The sequence below is a fragment of the Duganella hordei genome, from assembly GCF_040369125.1.
GTDB classification, from domain to species: Bacteria; Pseudomonadota; Gammaproteobacteria; order Burkholderiales; family Burkholderiaceae_D; genus Rugamonas; species Rugamonas hordei.
Genome location: NZ_BPWI01000025.1, coordinates 34,920 through 56,432 on the forward strand (window position 1 = coordinate 34,920; position 21,513 = coordinate 56,432).

Sequence of the window (21,513 nt, forward strand, 5' to 3'; positions counted from 1 at the left end):
AGCAACCTTACCTTTCACTACTAGGAGAATCAAATGCGCAAACTCAGCAGCTTAGCTTTCATCATCACCACCGCCGCCATCCTGTCCGCCTGCTCGACCCCGGTCAAAGTTGCCGAGCCTGCACCAGTGGTTGAGCGTCCAGTTGAAAAAGCGCCTGCGCCACAAGCCGACACCCGCACCGTCGCCCCGGTTGAAACCAAATCGCTGGATCCGCTGGACGATCCAAAAGGCGTGCTGGCCAACCGCAGCGTCTACTTCGACTTCGACAGCTACGTCGTGCGCGCCGACGGCAAGCCAGTGGTGGAAAACCACTCCGCTTACCTGGCCAAGAACAAAAACCGTTCGATCCTGATCCAAGGCAACACCGACGAACGCGGCGGCGCGGAATACAACCTGGCCCTGGGCCAGAAGCGCGCCGAAGCCGTACGTAAAGCCATGAGCACCCTGGGCGTGCCGGAATCGCAGATCGAAGCCGTATCGCTGGGCAAGGAAAAACCAAAAGCCACCGGTTCGAACGAAGAAGCATGGGCGCAAAACCGTCGTGCTGACATCGTCTACAAGTAATCGAAAGCACTACCCTTTTGCCGGGTCACAGGCATAATACGGGGCGGCATGCGGATAACACCGCGTCCTGCCCCGTTTCCATTTAGATTTGTGTGAAAGCGCCCTACATGATGAAACTCTCCAAATCCGGCCTGAGCGCCGCCCTACTGGCCGCGCTGACCTGGCTGCCGCTGCAAGCCCACGCCGGTCTGTTCGACGACGACGAGGCCCGCAAGGCCCTGCTCGACCTGCGCGCCAAGGTCGAAGCCATGCGCATCGAGCTGAACGCCCGCCTGGACACCAAATCCGACAAATCCAGCACGCTGGACCTGGTCTCGCAAAACGAGGTGACGCTGCAGGAAGTGGCCAAGCTGCGCGGACAGATCGAAGTGCTGGCCAACGACATCGCCAACGCGCAAAAGCGCCAGAAAGACTTCTACGTCGACCTCGACGCGCGCCTGCGCAAGCTGGAGCCGCGCGAAGTGACGATCGACGGCAAGACCGCCCAAGTCGACCCGAACGAACAGCGCACCTATGAAGCAGCGATGAAGATCTTCACGGCCGGCGACTACAAGACGGCCGGCACGGCGTTTTCCGAGTTCGTGATGCGCTATCCGGGCTCGACCTACGCGCCCAACGCCCAGTACTACCTGGGCAGCTCCTACTACGCACAGCGCGACTGCAAGAGCGCGATCAACGCGCAGTTGGTGGTGCTGAAGAACTACCCGGACAGCCCGCGCGCGCCGGAAGCGATGCTGAACATCGCCAGCTGCCAGACCGAGTTGAAGGATAAGGCCGCCAAGAAAACGCTGCAGGACCTGATCAAGAACTATCCGGACTCGGCGTCCGCCGTCACGGCCAAAGAGCGCCTGAGCGGCAAATAATTACTTGGGGGTATTTGACAGTTAGCGTGGTTACCCCCTATAATCTCGCTTCTTCGGGGGTCGTTAGCTCAGCTGGTAGAGCAGCGGACTTTTAATCCGTTGGTCGCAGGTTCGAATCCCGCACGGCCTACCACCGAAGCACCCTTGGGTCGTTAGCTCAGCTGGTAGAGCAGCGGACTTTTAATCCGTTGGTCGCAGGTTCGAATCCCGCACGGCCTACCAAGACATATCAGAAAAGCCCACGAATTTCGGTTCGTGGGCTTTTTTGTTTCTGGTCGCTCTCTGGTCGAGTGGAAAAAAATGCCCTAGCAGCTCCTTTCCGCCCCCCTCCAGCCCCAAAGTCAGCGCTCTGCTTTGCTATGGCAAAAATATAGATACACCAGTCCGATCGGGGCGATAAAGATAGCAAGGCCCCGGCAAACCATCTCTCTAGCTCGTCACCCTGGATGCAATAGAGATAAAAAAAGCCCACGATCTTCAACTCGTGGGCTTTTTTCGTTCGCTACAACCAATCTTATCAAGCTTCCGCCGTGGCCTTGGCCTTGCGTGGCGCACGCGGCTTCTTTGGCTTTTCAGCGGCGACGGCTTCGCCCTTGCCTTTCACCGATTCGATCAGCGCGGCGACATAGGTGTTGCGCGCGGTCTGGGCGATTGCCACTTGCTGCTGCAGGCGGGCCAACTCGGCATCCACTACCTGGACATTCACTGCCTGCATTTTTGCGGCATCGCTGAGCTTCTCGGATGCGTAGGAAGTACCGTTGATCGTAATATATTGCGGCAAACTCATTATTTTCCTTTTTTATCCAATCCGAGGTAAAAATCCCGGTCGGCCGCAATTGTATGTCCAACACGCGCGGCTGGCAAAGGCCTACGCCGGCAACGGCCGCACAACAACACGTCGCGCAGTCGACTGGAAGACGCGACCCAGCGGAGTTTCAACACATTCGAAGAAGAAGGCGCCGGCTAACAGGCTGGAGGCCCACGCGACCAGCATGCCCATGGCCTGCCATTGCGGCTCGGCGGGAGCAAACTGGGTGAACATGGCGTTCACCAGCAGGCACACAGGGAAGTGAATCAGGAATACCGAATACGATATCCGGCCCAGGCCGTTGACGACAGCCCATCCTTGGCCGTCCGAAGCGGTTTTTACGCGGCCGAACAGGAACAACACGCAGGCGACCACCAGCGCCAGCGCGATGCGGCTGCGAAAGTCCACCACCAGCGCGACCAGCGCGGGCACCAGCGCCATCAGCACGAGCAGGAACACAGCACCCGGCTTGCGGCGTGCATCGCTCGCCCACCAAGCCATCATGCCAAGGCCATAGCTGCCGACGAAATACGGCGCCCAGTTATCCCAGTCGGCATCCAGATTGAAATACAGCAGGGAGAACATAATGCCCGACGCGATCACCACAGGCATCAGCCACAGCCATGGGCGTTTGCCCGCGACCAACCCGGCCAGCCACAGCGTCAAGGCGATCAGCGCATACAACTGAAAATCGATGGCGACATACCACGCGCCGGCCGACAGGGACTCGTAGCCCAGCACGCCGTGCAGCAGCAGCATATGCGCGCCCAGCTGGCTCAAGGTCGCCGGCGCCGAAATCGAATCATGTGTCATCCATGTGCGGGCCACGCCGGAGGCCACGACGGCAAGCAGCGTCGCCACAATAAAGGGAGGCGCCAGCTTGGCATAGCGCCGCCAGATCGCCCCCAAGGGATCGCGAAGTCCAGGATAACCAGAGGGAGTGAGCGATTTGGCAACCAGAAAACCGCTGATGACCAGGAATACCTGTACGGCAATGCGCGCGCTGGTACCCAGCCAGTCGATCAAGGCGGGCAACAGGGGGCGGACGTGATCGGCCATCGGGCCATAAAACGCCAGGTGATGCAGGACGATCAGCTGCGCCGCTCCCGCTTTCAACAAGTTAATGAGGCCAAACTGAGGCGAAACCGCCTCCGTTGTTCTCGAAATTCTCCCTGCGACCAAATTCATTCCTATTTTTGCCATATGCATTTATTCCTCCACAGCATCGCCAGGCAAGCAAATTGCTAGTGATTTGCCGGCCGGGCGCCATAATAGCCGAGGTTGGGAAATCGGTGGCGCAAGTTACCGAGATGTAATTCTCAAAATTACAGTATCGACAACCAATCGGGAGTCAATGCAGGAGTTGTAAACCGCCTTCATCGGCGGAACTTCTTCGGTTGCCGCTTGCGCGCAGCCGAGTTCTGATCCTGCAGGATCGAGTCGACCCGCTCCGAAGCCTGGCGCGACAGCTGCTGCGCCGCTTCCGTGTCGGGGAAATATTCGGGCTGGCGATACGCCAGCCACGCATAGGCCGAATACAGCCGGCACGCATCCTCCACCTCCTGCAGGTTCATGAAGTGCAGCGGGTTCTGCTCCGGCTTGATGGGCGTGATCTTCTTGGCCGCCAGTGCGGTCGCCCAATGCTCCCACGCGCGTTGCAGCGACGGCACCTTGGACGAGATCGGCACCAGCGACAGCGCGAACTTTTCCGCCACCGTCAGCTCCAGCGTATCGAGCCACGCGGCCCGCTCGAACTGGTCCTCTGTGATGCGCGGATAAAAGAAGCCGTCCGGCACGTCGATGTTGTGCACGAAGCGCTTGAGCAGCTTGGCCAGGCCGTGCTCGTTGGTCACCGACGAGATGCGGTGCAGATGCTCCAGCGTCGGCGCGACGGCAAAGCCGGTGGTCTTCAAAGGCACCGGTTTTTCCTGCAGCAGCGAGCGCATCACCTTGTGCGTCTCGTTGTCGTAGCCGGCCACCAGCCCTTCCTCATGCACGCCGAAGCGCCCCGCCCGGCCGGCGATCTGGCGCGCCAGCGCGGCCGGAATCTCTTCCTCTTCGTAGCCGTTGTACTTGACGGTGGTGGTCATGATGATGCGCGCGATCGGCATGTTCAAGCCCATCGCGATCGCATCGGTGCCGACCACCACATCGGCGGCGCCGTCGCGGAAGCGCCGTGCCTGCGCGCGCCGCACTTCCGGCGACAGATTGCCGTACACCGTGGCGACCGACAGGCCCAGCTCGGTCACCATGTCGCGCCACATCAGCACCTCGCGGCGCGAAAAGCAAATCACGGCGTCGCCGCGGCGCAGGTTGCTCATCTTGCGCACGGCCGACGCCTCCATCGACAGCGGCCCCTTGCGCTTGAGCACGTGTACTTCCAGCTCGCACTCCAGCCGCGCAGCCAGCACCTCGATCGCCCGCCGCGCTTCCGGCGCGCCGACCAGGTACACCACATGCGCCGGCGCGCCGCACACGGCGGCGGTCCAGGCGGCGCCGCGGTCGCGGTCGGACAGCATCTGGATTTCATCGACCACGGCCACATCCACCGGCGTGCGCGTGTCGAGCATCTCGACCGTGCTGGCGACATGGGTCGCGCCCGCCACCAGCCGGCGCTCCTCGCCGGTCACCAGGCTGACCTTCAGCGGCTTGCCGTGCTGCTCCATGCCCTGCAGGCGTTCATAGTTTTCCAGCGCCAGCAGCCGCAACGGCGCCAGATATACGCCGCTGGGCGCCTTGGCCAGCGCTTCGATCGCCTGGTGGGTCTTGCCGGAATTGGTGGGCCCCAGCAGCGCGATGAACTTGCGCTTCATGCGCCGCGCCACGTCGAACGAGGCGGGATATTCGGCCAGGTTGATGCTTTGCCGCGTGCGCTCGGCGTGCTGCTCCTCCATCTCGCGCTCGACGGCATGCTCGAGGCGCTGGCGGATGCGGTCGAACACGGTGCCGGCCGGCTCGGAGATCTGCATGTCGGCCAGCGCGCCCAGGAAGGGTTGCGCGTCGAGCCCGCAGTCGTCGCAGGCGTCGGACATTTCCGTCACGAAAGCGCTGACGAAGCCGTGCAGCTCGGCGATCACCTCGTCGCTGGCGCGCTCGCGCAGCAGCGACGAGCGGGTGTCCGTATCCATCTTGCGCCATTTGGACGGTTTGGCCAGCACGCCCTGCGCCGGCACCAGGTCGTATGGCACCTTCAGGCCGCCATATTCGATGATGCCGCTGAGCCGCAGGAACACCCGGCCCTCCTGGCGCGCCAGCACGATGCCCTTGGCGGCCAGTCCGAGCCGGCGCATCAGGTCGTCGTCTTCCCCCTGATCGCTGTCCGTGGCGGGCAAGTGGGTCGCGGGGGAGGAATTGCTCATATCTCAATACTCGGGTGATGGCCCTGGATTTTAGCAGATCGTTACAGTTGGAGAGAAAGCATTGCCTATAGGCCACCTATAATGCTCCGCCGGGGCTGCCAGCCCCGTCCATCATTTCATCAACTAAACCTACAAAAGGAAAAAATGGGCATGGTATTCTGCCGCGGCTGCGGTAAAGAAATTCACGAAACGGCTCCTTCTTGCCCACATTGCGGCGCGCCGCAACACGTCACCGCATCCGGCGCCCCCAAATCCGACAAGGACTTCGTCGTCACCGTATTGCTGTGCTTTTTCCTTGGTTTCCTGGGCGTGCACCGCTTCTATGCCGGTAAAATCGGCACCGGCATTTTGATGCTGCTCACCTTTGGCGGTTTCGGCATCTGGGCGCTGATCGACTTCATTATCATCGTCATTGGCAACTTCACCGACAGCGACGGCCTGCGCATTACCAACCGCTAAGACGCTTTGTCTTTCTCTCCGATTTCTGGCACCATGGCCCGGTTTACACCGCCGTCGTGCCAGAAATCCCCGCCATGCCCTTCTCTATCGCCACACCCGTCCACAGCGAATTGCTGATTAAAAAAAGCCGCTTTATCGCCTGCGTCCAGCCTATGGCCGACCGGGCTGCAGCGCAAAAAGTGGTGGCGGAATTATGGGCGCAACATCCAGGTGCCGCCCACGTTTGCTGGGCATTATTAGCGGGCGGTCAATCAGCTGCCGTCGATGATGGCGAACCCAGTGGAACCGCCGGCCGGCCGATGCTCGATGTATTACGCCATCAGGATCTGGAAGGTGTATTGGCGACCGTGGTCCGTTATTTCGGCGGGGTAAAGCTCGGCGCAGGCGGCCTGGTGCGCGCTTATACCGACAGCGTGGCCCAGGCATTATTAAAAGCCGATAAAGTCGCCATTATCAAGCTGCATTACCTGACCTGCACCGCGCCTTATGCGATGGAGGGCATGGTGCGCCGGGAAATAGAATCTGCCGGCGCCCATCTCGATAATGTCATTCATTCAGATCAAGTTCAATTCGAGCTCAGCCTGCCCGATAGCGCGGCAGCACAGCTGGTCCACCGATTGAATGAGGCCGGTCACGGCCGCATTCAATGGATCTCCCCCGACGACGAATAAAGGCGGCGAGCGGCCATATCCGCCGCTCGCCCTTCCCTAGCCATTTTTTGGTATATTCACGCCAATATTTGGCATGGTTTCACTACGGGCACCGACCCAGGTGGCTTTGTGCCACAGCGTTTCAAGCGGCCCCTGCTTGTGGCTGCGCAGCCACCACACGCTGAACTGCCGCTGCAGCAAGGCCAGTACCACGCCTATCGTCAAGGCAAAGCTGGCGCCGGTATATTGATACATGCCCAGGCCGAATCCATAATAAATCAATGTACCGACAACGGATTGCGTCACATAACAGGTCAGACTCATACGGCCTAGTGGCGAGAATATTCCTAGCCAATTTCCGGAATAAGACAGTAGCGTAAATCCGGATACCAGGACCACCATAAACGCGAGGTTCGACCAGGAGGTAATAATTACCAATAGCGGGCGACGGGTGGCTTCGCCTATATGCCAGGCATCCGGATTGGATTTCAGCAGGTACAGCGGAATAAATGCCAGCGCCGCTGTCAGCAGTGTTTTCCGCCAAAACAACTTATTCGCGTCGGATGGAATAAACAGCTCTTTTCGCCCAGCCAGCATACCCAACATGAATAAAGCCGGAATCTGGAATATGCGGCCATTTTCCCAGCTCCAGCGGATAACACCAATCTTCCCGTTGGTTAAATTACCCCACCACACCTGGAATGCCGATCCATGCGCCATATATTTCTCAGCACGGCCGAAATAGGCCCAGGATGCTGGGTCTGCGAGTTTTTCGTTTGGCGCAGGCAATGCCTGGAAAAATTCAATCCACGCATAAGGCTGCAGCAACAGAAATACCGCAATCGCCAATACCACGCCGCTGCGCAGCCGCGCCACCGGTATCAGCGCCAATCCCAATACGGCATAAATACTCAGGATATCGCCGTGGTAAAACATTGAATTGAATATGCCGAATCCCAGAAGCAACACCAGTCGCCAGGCAAAGCGGGGGCGGAAGTCTTCGCCGCGCAGTTCCCGGTTGCGATTCTGGATGTAGAACGTCATGCCGAACAGCAGCGCAAAGATCGCGTAGGATTTGCCGCCGAACAGGAAGAACAGGCTGTCCCAGATTGTTTTGTCCACAGCCTGCAGCCAGGCGGGCAAGCCGGTCGGGAGGAAATAGAAGTCGAAGTGCTCGATGTTATGCAGAAGCAATATCGAAGCAATGGCAAAGCCGCGCAAAGCGTCGATGACATCCAGGCGGGAGGTGTTTGTAGTCATTATGTTCCGTCAACCTTGGCAGTGAATAGGAGCGCATAGTGTAGATGAAAACGATTTCAATAAACACAACTAATATCTCTCAGCCGCTGACGGCGCCGGCCACGCTACAATCGCGGCATGAATCCACTGCACATCGAAGCCTTGGAATCGGCCGGCTTCGCCGCTTTCCTTCTTTACCTCAACGACCACCTGTCCGACAACGTCCGGGACGGTACCGCCTATTTCCAGCCGCTGTCGCGCGACGACTCGCGCTTCCCTGCCGACAAGGCCGAGGCGTTCAAGACCGGCATGGCGACCGAAGTCGGGATGACGGGTTGGCGGCGAGTATGGGTGGCACGCGACGGCGAAGGCCGCATCGCCGGCCACATCGACCTGCGCGCCCATGCGGAACGCTACACCGGTCATCGCTGCCTGCTTGGCATGGGCGTGGACCGGGAGCATCGCAAACAGGGATTGGGCAACCGCTTGATTGCGCACGCGGCGCAGTGGGCACAGGAATCGGCAGGATTGGAATGGATAGATTTGCAGGTGCTGTCCGTGAACGCGCCCGCCATCAAGCTCTACGAACGCAACGGCTTCCAAAAGACCGGCGAAATTGCCGCCATGTTCAACATTGACGGCCAGGATTTCGCCTACACCAGCATGAGTAAGTATTTAGCTAATGCGTGGCCAAATAGATGATTACTGCGATTGTATAGCCTACACCAAGGACAACCGCTATCGCGGTCAGCCACGTCATCAGGCGCTCACGCTGCTCGCGAACCGCGACGTATTCAAAAAACGATTCAAGTGGATTTTTCATGATGAACGCCCTCATGATCTACCGATGAGATAATGGGCTTCGGCGAAGATAAATGCAGAAACCATGGCTACCAAAATTGATAGTAGCATTATCCTCGACAGCCTCATATGTACAACGGCCCAAGCCAGAAACTGAAGAAGGTCCATGGCCTATCCTTTCAAGGGTGTCCGGATACGGACGATGTTGGGCGGAGACGGGCATGCGCTGCATGCGGCAGCGCCCGGCTCACTCATGCTATGCCTTTGATTTATATGGTTTTGTCTTTATATCAACCGCGTGGCACGGGGCTTGCAATAGAGGGAGCAACGCAAACTCACTCATCGCATCCACATGGACCAGGCGCTCAGCCCGACAATCATCTCCCGCCGCAACCGCAGGACGGCCATCGTCATCGCCGCCGTGCTCGCCACGCTGTGCGCGGCGGCCTGGGGCCTTAACCGCGTCGTCAGCCCCAGCGTCGACGCGGCCAGCGTGCTGCTGGCGGAAGTCCGCGTCGGCAATATCGCCAACACCATCAACGCTTCCGGCCTGGTGATCCCGGTCCACGAGGAACTCGTCTCCAGCCCGATCCAGACCCGCGTGTCCAGGGTCTACGCCAAGCTGGGCCAGCAGGTCAAGCAAGGCGAACTGCTGCTGGAGCTGGACAACCGCACCATCATCCTCGCCATCGACGGCATCAAGGAGCAGCTGGCGCAGCAGGAAAACCGCATCCTCGCGCTGACCTTGGAAATGGAACAGAAACGCAAGCAGATCGTCAGCGCCATCGAACTGCTGGAGCTGGACCTGCAGGCGACCCGCGTCAAGCTGGGCCGCTATCAAACCCTGCGCAAGGCCGGCGGCGTGTCGGCCGAGGACCTGCTGACGGCCGAACTGAACGTCAAGCGCAACGAGATCCAGCTGCGCCAGCAGCACGAGCAGATCGAGGACAGCAAGCGCGTCACCTCCTCCAGCATCGAAGGCGCGCGGCTGCAAAAGAACATCCTGCAAAAGCAGCTGCAGCAACAGGAACAGCTGCTGGCGCAAACCCAGGTGCGCGCGCCGTTCGCCGGCATGCTGACCTGGCTGCTGGCCGACGAAGGCGCCAGCCTGGCCACCGGCCAGCTGGTGGCCAAGGTGTCCGAGCTGAGCAACTACAAGGTCGAAGCCTCGCTGTCCGACTTCCACGCCCGCGCGCTCAGCGCCGGCCAGCCGGTGCGCATCGAACAAGGCAACGTGCGGCTGGACGGCACGGTGCAGACCATCCTGCCGGAAATCCAGAACGGCACCGTCAAGCTGCTGGTCACGCTGGCGCAACCCAGCCACCCTATGCTGCGCAACAAGCTGCGGGTCGAGGTCAACATCGTCACCGAACAAAAGAGCAACGCCCTGCTGGCCGACAACGGCCCCGCCTTCAACGGCCGCGGCCCGCAAGACATCTTCGTGGTGCGCGACGGCATCGCGCGCAAGACCACACTGAACATTGGCGCCAGCGATGGCAAGTCCGTGGAAATCCTGTCCGGCGCGCGCGCCGGCGACCGCCTCATCATTTCAGACACCAGCCGCTACAAGGATCGCGACAGCATCCGCGTGGCCCAATAAGGAGAGAGCATATGATACGCCTGCAAAACGTCAGCAAGACCTACCAGACCGACAAGGTCCAGACCCTGGCCCTGAAGGACATCGACCTGCACGTCGAAAAATCCGAATTCGTCTGCATCATGGGCCCCAGCGGCTGCGGCAAGAGCACCTTGCTGAACCTGATCGGCCTGCTGGACCGTCCCGGCAGCGGCGCCATCCATGTCGGCGGCGCACCGGTCGCCTCGTACAAGGACAAGCACGTGGCCAAGCTGCGCAACAGCACCTTCGGCTTCATCTTCCAGAGCTTCCACCTGATCAACGACCTGCGCGTGATCGACAACGTCGAGCTGCCGCTGCTGTACCGCGACATGTCGGCCAAGAAGCGCCAGCGGCTGGCGCGCGAGGCGCTGGAAAAAGTCGGCCTCGGCGCCCGCATGGACCACTATCCGAACCAGCTGTCGGGCGGCCAGCAGCAGCGCGTGGCGATCGCCCGCGCCATCGTCGGCCAGCCGCAGGTGCTGCTGGCCGACGAACCGACCGGCAATCTCGACAGCAAAATGGGCCAGGAAGTGATGGACCTGCTGCTCAAGCTCAACAGCGAAGGCACGACCGTGGTGATGGTCACCCACGACGAGCATGAAGCCCGGCGCGCCGGCCGCATCGTGCGCGTGTTCGACGGCCAGCTGGTCGCTTAAGGAGTCCGCATGTTCCGAAATTATCTGCTGACCGCCTGGAAGGTCTTCATGCGCCGCAAGCTGTTCACCGCGATCAACCTGTTGTGCATTGTACTGACCCTGGTCGTGCTGCTGGTGGTCACCGCGCTGCTGCAAAACACCTTCTACCCCACCGGCGTCGAAGGCAAGAGCGACCGCTTCGTGCAATCGATGCTGATCGAGTCGCGCCATACCGACAACCACCGCGTGCGCCGTAGCCCGCTCGGCTACAAGATCATCGACAAGTACTTCAAGACGCTGCCCGGCGTCGAAACCGTCTCCGCAGTGACCGCGCCGGAAACCGTCTCCGTCTACCAGGACGGCCGCGTCACCGAGTTACTGATGCGCCGCGCCGATGCCGAATACTGGAAGATCCTCGACTTCAAGGTGCTGCAGGGCCGGGTGCCCGACCAGGCCGATGTTGAACAAGGCCGCTTCGTCGCCGTGCTCAACGCCAGCACCGCGCGCAAGCTGTTCCCCGGCCAGCCGGTGCTGAGCCAGAAGATCAGCGTCGGCGGCCAGAATTTCACCGTCATCGGCGTGGTCGAAGACACCTTGCACATCAATTCGTACGCCGACATCTGGGCGCCGGTCACCACCTACCCGTCCACCGAATACCGCAACCAGGAGGACGGCAATTTCATCGCACTGGTGCTGGCGAAGAATGCGGCCGACCTGCCGCGCATCCAGCGGGACATCGAGCATGCCGCCACCACCGTGGTGTTCAGCGATCCGAAGGAATACAACATCGCCCACTTCTGGGGTGATACCAAGCTCGGCCTGTTCGCGCGGATGCTGCTGCAAAAGGAAGGCTCCGACTCCGGCGCCACCGAACTGCTGGCCGGCATCGCCACGCTGATGCTGCTGTTCATGCTGCTGCCGGCGCTGAACCTGGTCAACCTGAACACCGGCCGCATCCTCGAGCGCAGCAGCGAGATCGGCGTGCGCAAGGCCTTCGGCGCCACCAGCGCGCACCTGGTCAAGCAACTGGTGCTGGAGAACGTCTTGCTGTGTCTGGTCGGCGGCATGCTGGGCCTGCTGTGTGCGCGCGTGGTGCTGTGGTGGCTGGAAGGCTCGGGCCTGATCCCCTATCTGCATGTCGAGCTCAACCTGGCCGTGTTCGGCTGCGGCGTACTGCTGGCCACCGTGTTCGGCCTGCTGTCCGGCGTGCTGCCGGCCTGGAAGATGTCCCGTCTCGATCCCGTCCACGCGCTGAAAGGAGCCGCATGATGCTGCGCCACTTGTTCAAACTGATCTGGAAGCGCAAGTCGCGCAATATGATGCTGTCGCTGGAAATCCTGCTGGCCTTCGTCATCGTGTTCGGCATCGCCGCTTTCGCCCTGCGCAGCCGCCAGCTGTATGAGCTGCCGGTCGGCTTCGACTACCGGCCGATGTGGTCGGTCCTCATCAACACCCGCGACAACAAGGGCGTGGGCACCGATCCGGCGGTCTACGAGACCATACGCCAGAGCCTGCGCGCGCTGCCGGAAGTCGAGGACGTCGGCTTCTCCGGCTTCCCCGTCTACGAATCGTCGCGCATGACCAGCGACTTCTCGCTGCCCGACGGCAGCCGTCAGCTCAACAGCAACATGATCATCGTCAACGACGAATTCCCCGCCATCGCCGGCATGAAGCTGGCCGGGGGACGCTGGTTTTCCAGGGCCGACGACGGCGCCGCCATCACGCCGGTGGTGATCAACCGCCGCCTCGCGGACGCGCTCTTCCCCGGAAAGTCGGCGGTCGGCCAGGTGTTCGCGGAAGGACATCACTCGGACGGCCCGAAGAACGCGCCAGAACTGTTCAAGGTGAGCGGCGTGGTGGAGGAATTCCGCAACCAGGGCGAATACATGGCACCGGTCAACATGATGCTGGTGCGTCTGGGCCAGGCCGCCGACAAGTACCAGTTGAACGTCATCGCCATCAAGGTCAAGCCGGGCACGCCGCGCATCTTTGAAACCAAGCTGAACAGCCAGCTGAAGCTGCTGCACAGCGACTGGAGCTACACCATCACACCGGTCGCCGATGCGCGCGCCTCGATGCTGAAGCTGCAGAGCGTGCCCTTGATGATATTGTCGGTGATCGCCGCCTTTCTGCTGGTGATGGTCGCCTTCGGCCTGTTCGGCGTGCTGTGGCAAAACACCACGCAGCGCATCCCTGAGATCGGCCTGCGCCGCGCTGTCGGCGCCGACGCCGGCCACATCTACCGCCAGATCATCGCCGAGCAGATGCTGCTCAGTTCGGGCGCCATCGCCATCGCGCTGCTGTTGCTGGTGCAGCTGCCGCTGACCGGCGTGCTGGGCGAAAACCTGAACTGGCCGGTGTTTTTGATGGCGGCGGCGCTATCGGCGGGTGTGATCTATCTGCTATCCTTGCTCTGTTCGCTCTACCCCGGCTGGCGCGCCGCGCGCCTCAGTCCGACACAAGCGCTGCACTACGAATAGGCCAGTCTGAATCAATGGAATCATCCCACAAAGAATCATCCGACAAGCCATGCATCCTGGTCGTCGACGACGATAGCGCGGTACAGGTGTCGCTGGCCCTGCTGCTCAAGCAGTCCGGCTTCGACACCTTGTGCTGCGACGATCCGCAGCAGGCGCTGGCCGCGCTGGCGCGGCAGCCGGTCGACCTGGTCTTGCAGGACATGAACTTCTCGCTGCAAACCAGCGGCGAGGAAGGCTTGCAGCTGCTGGCCGCCATCAAGCAGGCCCAGCCCGCGCTGCCGGTGCTGCTGATGACGGCCTGGGGCTCGATCGCGCTGGCGGTCAAGGGCGTGCAGGCCGGCGCCGCGAACTTCTTCACCAAGCCCTGGGACAACGCCCAGCTGATGGCGCTGATCCGCACCACGCTGGAGACGGCCGCGCCGGCGCCCGCCGCCTGCCCCACACGCCAGGCGCTCGACGCGCAGTTCGATTTCAGCGGCATCGTCGGCGAGCACCCGCGCCTGCTGAAGGTACTGTCCACCATCGGCCAGGTGGCCGCCACCAGAGCGCCGGTGCTGATACTGGGCGAGAGCGGCAGCGGCAAGGAGCTGATCGCCGACGCCATCCACCGCAACAGCCCGCGGGCCGCGCGCGCCATCGTCAAGATCAACATGGGGGCGATCACGCCGTCGCTGTTCGAGAGCGAAATGTTCGGCCACGTGCGCGGCGCCTTCACCGACGCCAAGAGCGACCGCAAGGGTCACGTCGCCACCGCGCATGAAGGCACGCTGTTCCTCGACGAGATCGGTGAACTGAACCGCTCGGACCAGGTCAAGCTGCTGCGCGTGCTGCAGGACCAGACCTACCAGGCGGTGGGCGCCAGCCGCACCGAGCGGGCCGACATCCGCGTGGTGTCGGCCACCAACCGCGAGCTGGCCGAGCTGGTGGCCAGCGGCGAGTTCCGCGAGGACTTGTTCTACCGCCTGAACCTGATCACGATACGCCTGCCGCCGCTGCGCGAGCGGCGCAGCGACATTCCGCTGCTGGCGCGGCACATCATCGGCCAGGTCTCGGCCAGCTACGGACTGGGCCCGGCCAGCATCGCTCCGGCCGCGCTGGACTGGCTCAGCGCGCAGCCATGGCCGGGCAATATCCGCCAGCTCAAGCAGACGCTGGAACGCACGCTGCTGCTGGTCGGCAGGAGCGAGTTGAAGCAGGCCGATTTCATCGCCGCCGAGCAGCACGAAAACGGCGGCGCGATCGGCGCCCCCGGCCAGCGGCTGGGCGTGGACGGCATGACCTTGGAACAGGTCGAGCGCCACATGATCGCCAAGGCGCTGGAGCAGCACCAGGGCAACATCTCGCGCGTGGCCAAGGCGCTGGGCCTGAGCCGTACGGCCCTGTACCGGCGGCTGGAACGTCACGGCCTCGGCGCCGACGCCGACCAGGCTGAAACCGGCGAATCGCGCCCATGAGCCTGCGCCGGCGCTTGTACGCCTACCTGGCCGCCGCTCACCTGCTGTTCCTCGGGTTGACGATCACGCTGTTCCGCGACGCGCCGTGGCTGATGCTGGGACTGGAAGCGGCGGTGTTCCTGAGCTTTGCCGCTGGCGTGCTGCTGATGCGCCGCGCGCTCGAACCGCTGGGCTACACCCGCCACTTCCACGACCTGCTGCAAGACCAGCACTACGCCGCGCGCCTGCAGCAAAGCGGCGACGTCGAGCTGAACGAGCTGGTCCAGCTGTTCAACACCATGCTGGGTGCGCTGTATCAAGAGCGCCTGCAGATCGGCGAACAGCAAGGCTTCCTCGACCGCCTGCTGGAAGCCACGCCGAGCGCCGTCGTCGTGTTCGACTTCGACGGCCGCATCAGCCTGCTGAACGCCAGCGCCCAGGCGTTGCTCAAGCTGGACGACGCCAAGGGCAAGCCCTTGTCCGCATGGCTGCCGCCGCTGGCCGGCGATGCGCAGACGGCCGGCGGCAATCCCAGCCTGCTGGCGCAGCTCGACGCCCTGCCGCCCGGCGACAGCCAGCTGCTGACCGACACCGACGGCCGCCGCTACCGTGGCCAGCGCGGCCACTTCTACGACCGCGGCTTCGCCCGCCATTTCCTGTTGATCGAGGAACTGACGCAGGAACTGGAAAGCTCGGAAAAAGCCACCTACGACAAGCTGATCCGCGTGCTGGCGCACGAGGTCAACAACACCGTCGCCGCCACCGGTTCGGTGCTGGATTCGCTGCTGTACTACCGCAGCCAGCTGGCCGAGCGCGACGGCGAAGACTTCAGCACCGCCATCGTCGCCGTCAAGCGCCGCAACGTCAGCCTGGGCGAGTTCATCGAGCGCTTCACGCGCGTGGTGAAGATGCCGGCACCGGAACTGCGCCCGGTCGCGGTCAAGGACTTGATGGACGACATCCTCTACCTGTACCGCGAGCCCTGCCGCAGCCGCGGCATCAGCATCGCCTGGCGGCATTGCGACGACGTGCCCGCCGTCGCCATGGACCGCCACCTGATGGAACAGGCGCTGCTCAACGTGGTGAAAAACGCGATGGAAGCGGCGGACGGCGGACCGCAGCCGGCATCCATCGAATTCGCGCTGGGCCAGGATGGCGACGGCCTGCGCCTGTCGGTCATCGACAGCGGCAACCGCCTGGGCGACGTGCCGGCGCGCCAGCTGTTCACGCCCTTCTTCACCACCAAGAAAGGCGGCCAGGGCATAGGCCTGCTGTTTGTGCGCGAGGTACTGAACCGCCACGGCTTCCCCTACCGCCTGGCCGCGACCGGCGACGGCAGCACCCGCTTCGATATCTGGCTGCGGCCGGCAGCCGGCGCTTAAAACTCTTCCCAGTCGCCGCTGCCGCCCGTGTCGGCCGGCACAGCGCTGAGGCGCTTCTGCGGTTTGGCGGCGGCAGTCCGCACCACCGGACGCGCGGACGCGGGCAAGGACTTGACCGCTGGCGCAGGCTTGCTCGGTGCCGGCGCGCTGCGCTGCTCGCGATCGACCTTGAACACGCTCACCACGCGCTCCAGGTTGGCCGCCTGCTGCTGCATCGCTTCCGCCGCGGCGGCGGCCTCCTCCACCAGCGCGGCGTTCTGCTGCGTCACCGTATCCATCTCGCTGACGGCCTGGTTGATCTGCTCGATGCCCGCGCTCTGCTCGTCGCCGGCCGAGGCGATGTCGGCCATGATGTCGGTCACGCGCTGCACGCTGGACACCACCTGGTTCATGGTCTGGCCGGCCTGCTCCACCAGCTTGCTGCCGATCTCCACCCTCTCCACCGAATTGCCGATCAGCTCCTTGATCTCCTTGGCCGCCACGGCCGAGCGCTGCGCCAGGTTGCGCACCTCGGAGGCCACCACGGCGAAGCCGCGCCCCTGTTCGCCGGCCCGCGCCGCCTCGACGGCGGCGTTCAGCGCCAGGATATTGGTCTGGAAAGCGATGCCGTCGATGGCGGCGATGATGTCGACGATCTTGCGCGACGAATCGTTGATCGCGCCCATCGTATCGACCACCTGCGACACCACCGCGCCGCCCTGCTGCGCCACCGCCGACGCCGACTGCGCCAATTGGTTGGCCTGGCGCGCGTTGTCGTTGTTGTGGCGCACCGCGCTGGTCAGCTCTTCCATCGACGAGGCCGTCTCCTCCAGCGAACTGGCCTGCTGTTCGGTGCGCGTCGACAAATCCTGGTTGCCGCTGGCGATCTCGGTCGACGCGGCGGCGATCGTCTCGGTGCCGGAGCGTACTTCGGTGACGATGCCGGCCAGGGCGTCGCGCATCATCTTCATCGCGTGCAGCATGCTGTGGCTGTCGTCGCCGCGGGTATCGACCACCACCGTCAGGTCGCCGGCGGCGATGCGGCCGGCGACGGCGGCCGCATAATCGGGCTCGCCGCCCAACTGGCGCAGCAGCGTGCGGCCGATGACGATGGCGGCCACGGCGCCGATCGCGATGGCGATGCCGCTCAACACCAGCATCAGCAGCCGCGCACGCTCGTAGGCGGCGCTGGCGGCGGCGGTATCGGCCAGGTTCTGTTCTTTTTGCAGCAGCGCATAGTCATCCATGGCGTCCTGCCAACGCTGGGTGGCCGGGGCGGCCTGCTTCATCAGCAGTTCGGTGGCTTCGGCATCCTGGTTGGCCAGCGCCAGCGCCAGCACCTTGTCGGTCAGCGGGCGCGCTTCCTGCGCCGCCGCCTCGATGCGGGCCCGCAGCGCGGTGTCCTTGTCCGACGCAGGGAATTTCTCCAGGGCCTCCTTCGCCTTGCCGTAGCCGGCGCGCGCGGCGGTCAGATGCGCCAGTTCGGCCTGCATATGGCCCGGCTCGGTCAGCAGCACCACGGTGCGCGTCACGCGCGCCGCCACATGCACCGCCTCCGACATCTCCTGCACCAGGTCGGTCCTGGCCACGTTCGTGTTGACGATATTGTCGAGCTTGGCATGAATCGTGCTCATGTTGAACACGCCCAGCGTGGCGATGAGCACCAACAGCGTCAAGACCAAACCGAAACCAAGACTGAGACGGGTACCGACTTTCATGTTTGCGATCGTCATACGAACACTCCTGCGGTTGGAAGCCTATGTAACAAATTGTACGCCAACACTTAAGTTGGTTTTGTAAAATTTCCGAGGGCAAACATACAAAAACCACTGAGCCGGACAGGCGGAAACCTCATATCGATATAGCCAAATATTCGACTTTAAAGGGATTTTGGCGGACTTTATATGCAGTAACACCTTTAAAATAAGCAATTCCGTCACCGGCTGGTAAGACCAACGGCACGCCAAGGTGACGATCAATGACTATTTATTTTCGTAGCGAAGGGCAGACGATGGCGATCAACGTGATTCTCAACTTGCTGGCGGCACTGGTGTTGCTGGGCCTGCTGTACGCGCTGCAGCGCCGGCACGCATCCTTTTCGGTGCGCGTATTCACCGGCATGGGGCTGGGCGTGGTGCTCGGCGCCGCGCTGCAGGCGCTCTACGGCGCCAGTTCGGCCGAGCTGAAGCTCACCGGCGACTACCTCGACATCGTCGGCTCCGGCTACGTCAAGCTGCTGCAGATGATCATCATGCCGCTGATCATGGTGTCCATCATTTCCGCCATCATCAAGCTGAAGGGCATTAACTCGCTGGGCAAGATCAGCGCGCTGACCATCGGCACGCTGATGCTCACGACGCTGGCGGCAGCCGCCATCGGCATCGCCATGGCCAAGGTGTTCCACCTGACGGCCGTCGGCCTGACCGCCTCGGCGGCCGACATCGCGCGCGGCGTCTACCTGCAAGGCAAGGTCGAGGCGGCGCAGGCGATTTCGCTGCCGAGCATGCTGCTGAGCTTCATCCCGGCCAATCCCTTCCTCGACATGACCGGCGGGCGCAAGACCTCGACCATCGCGGTGGTGATCTTCTCGGTGTTCATCGGCATCGCCGCCACCGGCATCCACGACAAGAAGCCGCAGATCTTCGCCGCGTTCGAACACTTCATCCAGGTCGCGCACGCGATCGTCATGCGCATCGTCACGCTGGTGCTGCGGCTGACGCCGTACGGCGTGTTCGCGCTGATGGCGCAGGTGGTGTCGACCTCCAGCTACGCCGACATCCTGCACTTGATCGACTTCGTGCTGGCCTCGTACAGCGCGCTGCTGCTGATGTTCCTGGTGCACCTGCTGATCGTCGGCGGCGCCGGCCTGAACCCGGCGCGCTACGCCAGGAAGATCCTGCCGGTGCTGACCTTCGCCTTCACCTCGCGCAGCAGCGCCGGCGCCATCCCGATGAGCGTGCAGACGCAGACGCTGCGCCTGGGCACGCCGGAAGGCATCGCCAATTTCGCCGCCTCGTTCGGCGCCACCATCGGCCAGAACGGTTGCGCCGGCATCTATCCGGCGATGCTGGCGGTGATGATCGCGCCGACCGTCGGCGTCGATCCGTTCACGCTGGGCTTCATCGCGCCGCTGCTGGCCATCATCACCATCGGCTCGGTCGGCGTGGCCGGCGTCGGCGGCGGCGCCACGTTCGCCGCGCTGATCGTGCTGTCGTCGATGAACCTGCCGGTGGCGCTGGCCGGCCTGCTGATCTCGATCGAACCGCTGATCGACATGGGCCGCACCGCGCTCAACGTCAGCGGCTCGATCACCGCCGGCACCGTCGCCAGCCGGGTGTTGGGCGAAACCGACCTGGCCGTCTTCAACAACGACGCCGAGCTGCCCATCGACAGCGAGCGCCAGGCCGCCTGATCGAAAAAACAGGGAACCGCCGGTGGTGCGTCGGGTCTAATTTTTTCCATGTAATGAAAGGAAAAAATGATGACTACCCTCACCCTTACCTCCCGTCTTTTACTGGGCGCGGCCATGTCGGTCGCTTTGCTGGGGGGCTGCAACAAGCGCCCCGCCGACCAGCCGACGCCGAGCGTGACCAGCCCTGAGCCGGCCACGCCGGCAACCACGCCACCGGCCAACACGACGCCACCGGCCACCACGCCGGACAACACCACGCCACCGGCCACGACACCACCGCCGGCACAAAATCCGCCGCCGGCCACGAATCAATAGGCGTAAAAACGCAGGCGTAAAAAAAGGGCCCGAGGGCCCTTTGACTACATGGTTCCGGCTTAGAACTTGTAGTTGTACGAAATGCCGACCAGCGACAAATGGGTCTGGAACAGGCCGCGCGTGGTTTCGCCGTTGCCGGTGCAGGTGGTCATCAACGGATTGCAGTTGTTGGTGTAGTTGATCTTCGCATCCTTGAAGTCCAGGTAGCTGTAGGCGAAGTCGATCGACGAGCGGGCGTTGAGCTTCCAGTTGGCGCCGACCGAATACTGCATGCGGTCGCTGTCCGGCAGCGCCGGGTGGGTCAGCTCGGCGCTCTGCACCGGCGATTCGTCATAGGCCACGCCGGCACGCAGGGTCAAGGCTTCGTTGTAGGCGTAGTTGCCGCCCAGCGAAACGCGCACGGTGTTCTTCCATTGCTGGCGGATCACTTCGGCGCCTTCGGTGGTGCCAGGGAACTGGATGTCCAGGTCGCCCATGCGGTTGTGGCGCGCGAAGGTCACGTCGGCCATGCCGGCGAACTTCGAATCGAACTGGTGGAACACGTTGGCCGACAGCGTCTCAGGCGTGCGCAGCGACACCAGCGCGGCCGAATTGACCTTGTGCGACGACGCCGACAGCACGCCGTTGACGATAGGGTCGGTGGTCACTTTCGAGAAGTCCCATACGGTGCTGCCTTTCAGCTGGTGCGAGATCGACGAACGGTACGCCAGGCCGAAGCGGGTGTTCTGGTCCAGCGTGAACAGGTAGCCCAGGTTGAAGCCCCAGCCCCAGTCCTTGGCGTCGTTCGAGCCGTGGGCGTCGCCCGCCGTGCGCAGCAGCGCAGGGTTGCCGCCCAGCGCGGCGATCTGCCTGGCCAGCAGCGCGCCTTGCGCGGCGCCGGCGCCGCTCGACAGCGCGGCGATGGTGCCCGGCACGTCAACCGCCTGGCCCAGCTCGGCCTTCATGAATTCCGCGTCGATACCGAAGCCGAAGGCATGGTGCTCGTTCAGCTTGAACGATGCCGACGGGTTCAGCGTGACCGATTCCAGCTTGACGTCGGACAGCGCGTAGCGGCCGTTCCAGGTGCTGCCGTAGTTGATCTTGGTGCCGTACGGGACAAACAGGCCCAGGCCCACTGCCCACTGGTCGTTCAGCTTCTTGCTCAGGTACAGCGATGGCGCGGTGACCGAATCAGGCACATAGTCCTTGGCCGCGGTGCCGCCGGTCGGCTGGCCGGTGAAGTGGGTCGAGCCGGTGTCGGTGAAGGTCGAGTGCGGCAGGACGACGGTCGCGCCGGCGCTGATCTGCATGCCGTCCAGGCGCGACAGGCCGGCCGGGTTGTAGAAGATGGTCGATGGATCGTTGGCTTCGGCGGCGTTGGAATCGGCCGTGCCCTGGCCGGAGATGCTCTGCGAGCCGAAACGGTAGCCGGACGCGTTGGCGCCGGCGGACAGGGCGCTCAGCGCGGCGGCAATGATCAGGGGCAGGTATTTGTGTTGCATGGAGGTCTCGCTTTATAGGGTGGTTTTTTAGCAGG

The 21,513-nt window shown here is 62.8% G+C and carries 20 protein-coding genes and 2 tRNA genes; 15 read left to right on the forward strand and 7 right to left on the reverse strand.

Features of this window, described 5'->3' with window-relative positions:
- Positions 1-33: 33 nt before the first annotated feature.
- The 4 genes from pal to ABWW33_RS30625 all read left to right on the forward strand — a co-directional run bounded on the left by pal (position 34) and on the right by ABWW33_RS30625 (position 1,649).
- The gene (gene pal / locus ABWW33_RS30610) at positions 34-564 is read left to right on the forward strand and encodes a peptidoglycan-associated lipoprotein Pal (RefSeq protein WP_176653560.1); all 531 of its coding nucleotides are present in this window, start codon (positions 34-36) and stop codon (positions 562-564) included.
- A gap of 107 nt (positions 565-671) precedes the next feature.
- Positions 672-1,427: a tol-pal system protein YbgF gene (ybgF, locus tag ABWW33_RS30615; protein WP_353405232.1), complete on the forward strand. Its 756-nt coding sequence runs from the start codon at positions 672-674 to the stop codon at positions 1,425-1,427.
- A 57-nt stretch (positions 1,428-1,484) separates the two neighbouring features.
- Positions 1,485-1,560: transfer RNA gene (locus ABWW33_RS30620), tRNA-Lys, on the forward strand.
- 13 nt (positions 1,561-1,573) lie between these two features.
- Positions 1,574-1,649 (forward strand) — tRNA-Lys (locus ABWW33_RS30625).
- A gap of 295 nt (positions 1,650-1,944) precedes the next feature.
- Here the strand turns inward: ABWW33_RS30625 and ABWW33_RS30630 are convergent.
- The 3 genes from ABWW33_RS30630 to ABWW33_RS30640 form a co-directional block, all read right to left on the reverse strand.
- Complete coding sequence (locus ABWW33_RS30630) at positions 1,945-2,214, reverse strand: hypothetical protein (protein ID WP_353405233.1); 270 nt, start codon at positions 2,212-2,214, stop codon at positions 1,945-1,947.
- A gap of 81 nt (positions 2,215-2,295) precedes the next feature.
- The gene (locus ABWW33_RS30635) at positions 2,296-3,444 is read right to left on the reverse strand and encodes an acyltransferase family protein (RefSeq protein ID WP_444551022.1); all 1,149 of its coding nucleotides are present in this window, start codon (positions 3,442-3,444) and stop codon (positions 2,296-2,298) included.
- A gap of 167 nt (positions 3,445-3,611) precedes the next feature.
- Positions 3,612-5,594, reverse strand: coding sequence for a helicase-related protein (locus tag ABWW33_RS30640; RefSeq protein WP_353405234.1), 1,983 nt, complete (start codon positions 5,592-5,594; stop codon positions 3,612-3,614).
- 144 nt (positions 5,595-5,738) lie between these two features.
- Between ABWW33_RS30640 and ABWW33_RS30645 the strand changes: the two genes are divergently transcribed.
- Together ABWW33_RS30645 and ABWW33_RS30650 are read left to right on the forward strand one after the other, a co-directional pair.
- Positions 5,739-6,053 carry an NINE protein gene (locus tag ABWW33_RS30645; protein WP_353405235.1) on the forward strand — a complete coding sequence of 105 codons (315 nt, stop codon included), beginning with the start codon at positions 5,739-5,741 and terminating at the stop codon, positions 6,051-6,053.
- 74 nt (positions 6,054-6,127) lie between these two features.
- On the forward strand, positions 6,128-6,724 hold the full coding sequence (locus ABWW33_RS30650; protein ID WP_353405236.1) for an IMPACT family protein: 597 nt from the start codon (positions 6,128-6,130) through the stop codon (positions 6,722-6,724).
- A gap of 36 nt (positions 6,725-6,760) precedes the next feature.
- Here the strand turns inward: ABWW33_RS30650 and ABWW33_RS30655 are convergent, their stop codons facing one another.
- Positions 6,761-7,963, reverse strand: coding sequence for a DUF418 domain-containing protein (locus ABWW33_RS30655; RefSeq protein WP_353405237.1), 1,203 nt, complete (start codon positions 7,961-7,963; stop codon positions 6,761-6,763).
- Positions 7,964-8,080: 117 nt separating this feature from the next.
- On the opposite strand from ABWW33_RS30655, the gene ABWW33_RS30660 reads away from it, so the two are divergent.
- A complete protein-coding gene (locus ABWW33_RS30660) occupies positions 8,081-8,644 on the forward strand; it encodes a GNAT family N-acetyltransferase (RefSeq protein WP_353405239.1) in 564 nt (187 codons plus the stop codon).
- Here ABWW33_RS30660 and ABWW33_RS30665 read toward each other — a convergent pair.
- A complete protein-coding gene (locus ABWW33_RS30665; protein WP_353405240.1) occupies positions 8,622-8,765 on the reverse strand; it encodes a hypothetical protein in 144 nt (47 codons plus the stop codon). The genes ABWW33_RS30660 and ABWW33_RS30665 overlap by 23 nt on opposite strands.
- Before the next feature lie 330 nt (positions 8,766-9,095).
- Between ABWW33_RS30665 and ABWW33_RS30670 the strand changes: the two genes are divergently transcribed.
- From ABWW33_RS30670 to ABWW33_RS30695, 6 genes are read left to right on the forward strand one after another with little or no spacing between them, the layout of a single operon-like run.
- The gene (locus tag ABWW33_RS30670) at positions 9,096-10,343 is read left to right on the forward strand and encodes an efflux RND transporter periplasmic adaptor subunit (protein WP_353405241.1); all 1,248 of its coding nucleotides are present in this window, start codon (positions 9,096-9,098) and stop codon (positions 10,341-10,343) included.
- An 11-nt stretch (positions 10,344-10,354) separates the two neighbouring features.
- On the forward strand, positions 10,355-11,017 hold the full coding sequence (locus ABWW33_RS30675; RefSeq protein WP_176653551.1) for an ABC transporter ATP-binding protein: 663 nt from the start codon (positions 10,355-10,357) through the stop codon (positions 11,015-11,017).
- A gap of 9 nt (positions 11,018-11,026) precedes the next feature.
- Positions 11,027-12,265 carry an ABC transporter permease gene (locus ABWW33_RS30680; RefSeq protein ID WP_353405243.1) on the forward strand — a complete coding sequence of 413 codons (1,239 nt, stop codon included), beginning with the start codon at positions 11,027-11,029 and terminating at the stop codon, positions 12,263-12,265.
- Positions 12,262-13,476, forward strand: coding sequence for an ABC transporter permease (locus ABWW33_RS30685; protein WP_353405245.1), 1,215 nt, complete (start codon positions 12,262-12,264; stop codon positions 13,474-13,476). The genes ABWW33_RS30680 and ABWW33_RS30685 overlap by 4 nt, the downstream gene beginning before the upstream one ends.
- Positions 13,477-13,490: 14 nt before the next feature.
- A complete protein-coding gene (locus ABWW33_RS30690; RefSeq protein ID WP_353405246.1) occupies positions 13,491-14,930 on the forward strand; it encodes a sigma-54-dependent transcriptional regulator in 1,440 nt (479 codons plus the stop codon).
- Positions 14,927-16,291, forward strand: coding sequence for a sensor histidine kinase (locus ABWW33_RS30695; RefSeq protein ID WP_353405247.1), 1,365 nt, complete (start codon positions 14,927-14,929; stop codon positions 16,289-16,291). The genes ABWW33_RS30690 and ABWW33_RS30695 overlap by 4 nt, the downstream gene beginning before the upstream one ends.
- Here ABWW33_RS30695 and ABWW33_RS30700 read toward each other — a convergent pair.
- A complete protein-coding gene (locus ABWW33_RS30700) occupies positions 16,288-18,003 on the reverse strand; it encodes a methyl-accepting chemotaxis protein (protein WP_353405249.1) in 1,716 nt (571 codons plus the stop codon). The genes ABWW33_RS30695 and ABWW33_RS30700 overlap by 4 nt on opposite strands.
- Before the next feature lie 278 nt (positions 18,004-18,281).
- Between ABWW33_RS30700 and ABWW33_RS30705 the strand changes: the two genes are divergently transcribed.
- Both ABWW33_RS30705 and ABWW33_RS30710 read left to right on the forward strand, forming a co-directional pair.
- Positions 18,282-19,682, forward strand: coding sequence for an L-cystine transporter (locus ABWW33_RS30705; protein ID WP_176654044.1), 1,401 nt, complete (start codon positions 18,282-18,284; stop codon positions 19,680-19,682).
- Positions 19,683-19,748: 66 nt separating this feature from the next.
- On the forward strand, positions 19,749-19,997 hold the full coding sequence (locus ABWW33_RS30710; RefSeq protein WP_353405251.1) for a hypothetical protein: 249 nt from the start codon (positions 19,749-19,751) through the stop codon (positions 19,995-19,997).
- A gap of 59 nt (positions 19,998-20,056) precedes the next feature.
- On the opposite strand, the gene ABWW33_RS30715 is transcribed toward ABWW33_RS30710, so the two are convergent.
- Positions 20,057-21,478 (reverse strand): OmpP1/FadL family transporter, encoded by a 1,422-nt coding sequence (locus ABWW33_RS30715; RefSeq protein ID WP_353405253.1) that lies wholly within the window; start codon positions 21,476-21,478, stop codon positions 20,057-20,059.
- Positions 21,479-21,513 lie beyond the last annotated feature (35 nt).